This window comes from Mesorhizobium sp. (genome assembly GCF_024509055.1).
Classification (GTDB): Bacteria; Pseudomonadota; Alphaproteobacteria; order Rhizobiales; family Rhizobiaceae; genus Mesorhizobium.
The window spans coordinates 1-3,619 of sequence record NZ_JANINM010000165.1; the positions used below are offsets into that span (position 1 = coordinate 1).

The following is a 3,619-nucleotide window of genomic DNA, read 5'->3' on the forward strand; positions in this document are numbered from 1 at the left end:
GAGATTGTTCCTGTCGTTCGGCTCGCCATTGTGCAGGCCGAAGCGACCGAGCTCGCCCTTGTCGTTGATGTCTATGAACGAGGTCAGCTTGGCCGGGGTCACCGACGGATCGAGCACGCCCTTCGGCGCGACGGGCTGGTCGGCCGCGTCGAACGGTCCGTTGGCGATGTCGGTCGCGCCGGAGAGATCGACGATCTCGATCTTGCGATAGACCGACTCGGCGTCCTTCAGGCCCTGGCCGTTATTGCTGTCGCGCGCCAGCATCAGGAAGCTCTTGTCGGACAGCGCCACGATCTCGCTTTGCGCGGCCACCTTGGTCTTGCCCTTGGCGTCCTTGAACACCGGCAGCGGCACGACATATTCGTGCGCCAGCTTGAGATGGGCAAGGTCGGAGGCGTCATAGACCAGCGCGCGGGTATGCTGGCGGGTCGAGCCGGAATCGCCGCCATCCTGGCGGGTCGCCGACTGCAGCACGGCGATCAGGAACTTGCCGTCCGGCGTCATCGACATGCCTTCCAGGCCCTGGTTGTTCTGGCGGCCGGTGTCGGGATCCTTCGGATCGGGAGCGGCGGCGCCGGGGCCGGGGTTGTTGGAGGCGAAATTCGGCTTGCCATTGCGCATCGGCACAAGCGCCGCCGGAGGCTGGGTCGCAGACATCAGGCGGCCCTCGGCCGAGAAGCGGTAGATGTTGGGGCCATATTCGTCCGAGATGAACATCGTGCCGTCGGGCAAGCGTACGACCGCCTCGTTGTCCAGCGAAAGCTTGCCATTGTCGGCCTGCGGCAGCATCGGCATGTCCCCGGCCGCGGCACGCACGCCGTTGAGCGGATCGAGGCCGGTGGCGTCGTTGCCCTTGTCGTCGGTCAGAAGCATGGTGTCGGCGAGTGCCGCCTTGACGCCCGTCTGTTCCTGTCCGGCGGTGGGCGTGGAGCCGGCAACGGTTGGCGTCAGCTCGATCGAGATCGTGTTGAGGCGCGGGCGATAGTCGGTGGTGCCTTCGACGTTGTAGCCGCGATCGGGCAGCAGCCAGAGCGAGCCCTTGTAGCTCGAGCCGTCGCGCGTCCAGGACTTGGTGTCGATCGCCATGCCGGAGCCGGAACCGAAGGTCTCGCCAAACTTGTCCTTCTGGCTGGCGGGGATGCGGCCGACGCCGACGATCCCCTTGTTGATGTAGGCGACGCCCTCGGCAATTGCGGCGAGGGGAAATGAAACGGTGGAAGCCAGAAGCGTCGCGGCGGCGAGCAGACGCAGCGCGAGTGGATGCAGATTTTCCATAGAGGTACCCCCTTCAACAACGTTGAGAAAAGAAATGGAAGGCAGGCGGGAAGCCTACCCTCGATGAACGATGAAAAGACCCAGGGACTGCGGTCTAGGACGCCAATATGATGCCTGCGTGACAGGCGGCGTTGCTTAGTTGGAGCTAATCAAGCGCGCGGCGTTGTTGAGCGGATGCGCGGCCGGAAGCCGTCTCATACCCCGGTCACAAACCCGTCGAGCACGCGTTTCTGACCGGCCTTGTCGAAGTCGATGGTCAGCTTGTTGCCGTCGATGGCCGCGATGTTGCCGTTGCCGAATTTCTGGTGGAAGACGCGGTCGCCGACACTGAAGGCGGACGGCGTGTCGGCGACCGACTTCGCGACCAGCTCACCCTCGATGGTGCGGCCCTTCACGCTGGTGCGGCCGGCGCCGTAGCCGCTATCGGTCTCGCCATAGCCGATGCGTTCCACCTGATGGCCGGAGCGCGTGCCCCAATTGCGGTCGGTCGCCTCGTTGCGGTTCGCCTGGGCACGCTGCCAGCCGGGCGTCGAATAGGTGTTGGAGAAGCTGCCCGTCTTCTCGGCGCCGATATTGTCGAAGCGGGAAGCGCCATAGGGATTTTGCCGGCCACCGCCGCGTCCCGAGGCGAAGGCGCCGCCGCCATAGGGATTGCCGTAGCCGCCATAGCTGTTGCCCGCCTCGGCGACCTCGACATGGGTTTCCGGCAGTTCGTCGAGGAAACGCGACGGGATGGTCGACTGCCACAGACCGTGGATGAGGCGGTTTGAGACGAACCAGATGTGCAGGTTCTTCTTGGCGCGCGTCAGGCCGACATAGGCGAGGCGACGCTCTTCCTCGAGGCCGGAACGGCCGCCTTCGTCCAGCGCGCGCTGATGCGGAAACAGGCCTTCCTCCCACCCGGGCAGGAACACGGTCTCGAATTCGAGGCCCTTGGCCGAATGCAGCGTCATGATGGAGATGGCATCGAGCGACTCGCTCTGCTCGGCCTCCATGACCAGCGCGACATGCTCGAGGAAGGAGCGCAGCGATTCATACTCCTCCATCGAGCGGATCAGCTCTTTGAGGTTTTCCAACCGTCCCGGCGCTTCGGCCGAGCGGTCGTTCTTCCACATGTCGGTGTAGCCGCTCTCCTCCAGGATGGTCTCGGCGAGCTCGGTGTGCGGCGTGGCCTCCAGCGCCTTCTGCCAGCGCTCGAAATTGGCCGCGACTTCGCGCAAGGCCGCGCGCGGCTTCGGCTTCATCTCGTCGCTTTCGGCGAGATTGCCCGCCGCCTCCAGCATCGGAATGCGGAGCGCGCGCGCCGTGTCGTGGATCTGGCGGATCGTGGCTTCGCCCAGCCCGCGCTTCGGCACGTTGACGATGCGTTCGAAGGCGAGGTCGTCGCCGCCGTTGGCGACGACGCGGAAGAAGGCCAGCGCATCGCGAATTTCCAGCCGCTCATAGAAGCGCGGACCACCGATGACGCGGTAGTTGAGGCCGAGCGTGATGAAGCGATCTTCGAAGGCCCGCATCTGGAAGGATGCGCGGACCAGGATTGCCATGTCGTTGAGATTGTGCTTCTGCCGCTGGTAGACCTCGATGGCCTCGCCGATGGCGCGCGCCTCCTCTTCCGAATCCCAGGCGGCATGGACATGCACCTTGTCGTCCTCGGGATCGTTGCGGTCGGTGAACAACGTCTTGCCGAAGCGGCCCTCATTGTGGGCGATGAGATGCGAGGCGGCGCCCAGTATATGGGCGGTGGAGCGGTAATTGCGCTCCAGCCGGATGATCGTGGCGCCCGGAAAATCCTTGTCGAAGCGCAGGATGTTGTCGACCTCGGCGCCGCGCCAGCCATAGATCGACTGGTCGTCGTCGCCGACGCAGCAAATATTTACGGTGGGTTTGCCTCGGCCTTCGGAGGAAGAGCGCCCGATCTCCCCCCTTGAGGGGGAGATGTCGGCGGAGCCGACAGAGGGGGGTGGTGCCCCACCGGCCTGTCGGCGCGAGGCGCCCCCCTCTGTCCTGCCGGACATCTCCCCCTCAAGGGGGGAGATCGGCTTGCCTTCCGGCCGCTGGGCCAATAGGCGCAGCCACATGTACTGGGCGGTGTTGGTATCCTGGTATTCGTCGACCAAGATGTATTTGAACTTGCGGTGGTATTCCTTCAGCACGTCCGGATAGGCGCGGAAGATGCGGATCGGGTGGTAAAGCAGGTCGCCGAAATCGCAGGCGTTCAGCGTCTGCAACCTTTCCTGGTAGGCCTTGTAGAGCTGGCGGCCCTTGCCGTTGGCGAAGCTGCGCGCATCGCCTTCCGCTATTTCGTCGGGACCGAGGCCCTTGTTCTTCCAGTTGTCGACCATCT

General features: G+C 64.5%; 2 protein-coding genes. Both read right to left on the reverse strand.

Features of this window, described 5'->3' with window-relative positions:
- The coding region (locus tag Q0L57_RS08100) for an esterase-like activity of phytase family protein (protein WP_296740920.1) at positions 1 to 1,275 on the reverse strand (1,275 nt) is incomplete at its 3' end.
- 194 nt (positions 1,276 to 1,469) lie between these two features.
- The coding region (locus Q0L57_RS08105) for a 3'-5' exonuclease (protein WP_296740922.1) at positions 1,470 to 3,619 on the reverse strand (2,150 nt) is incomplete at its 5' end.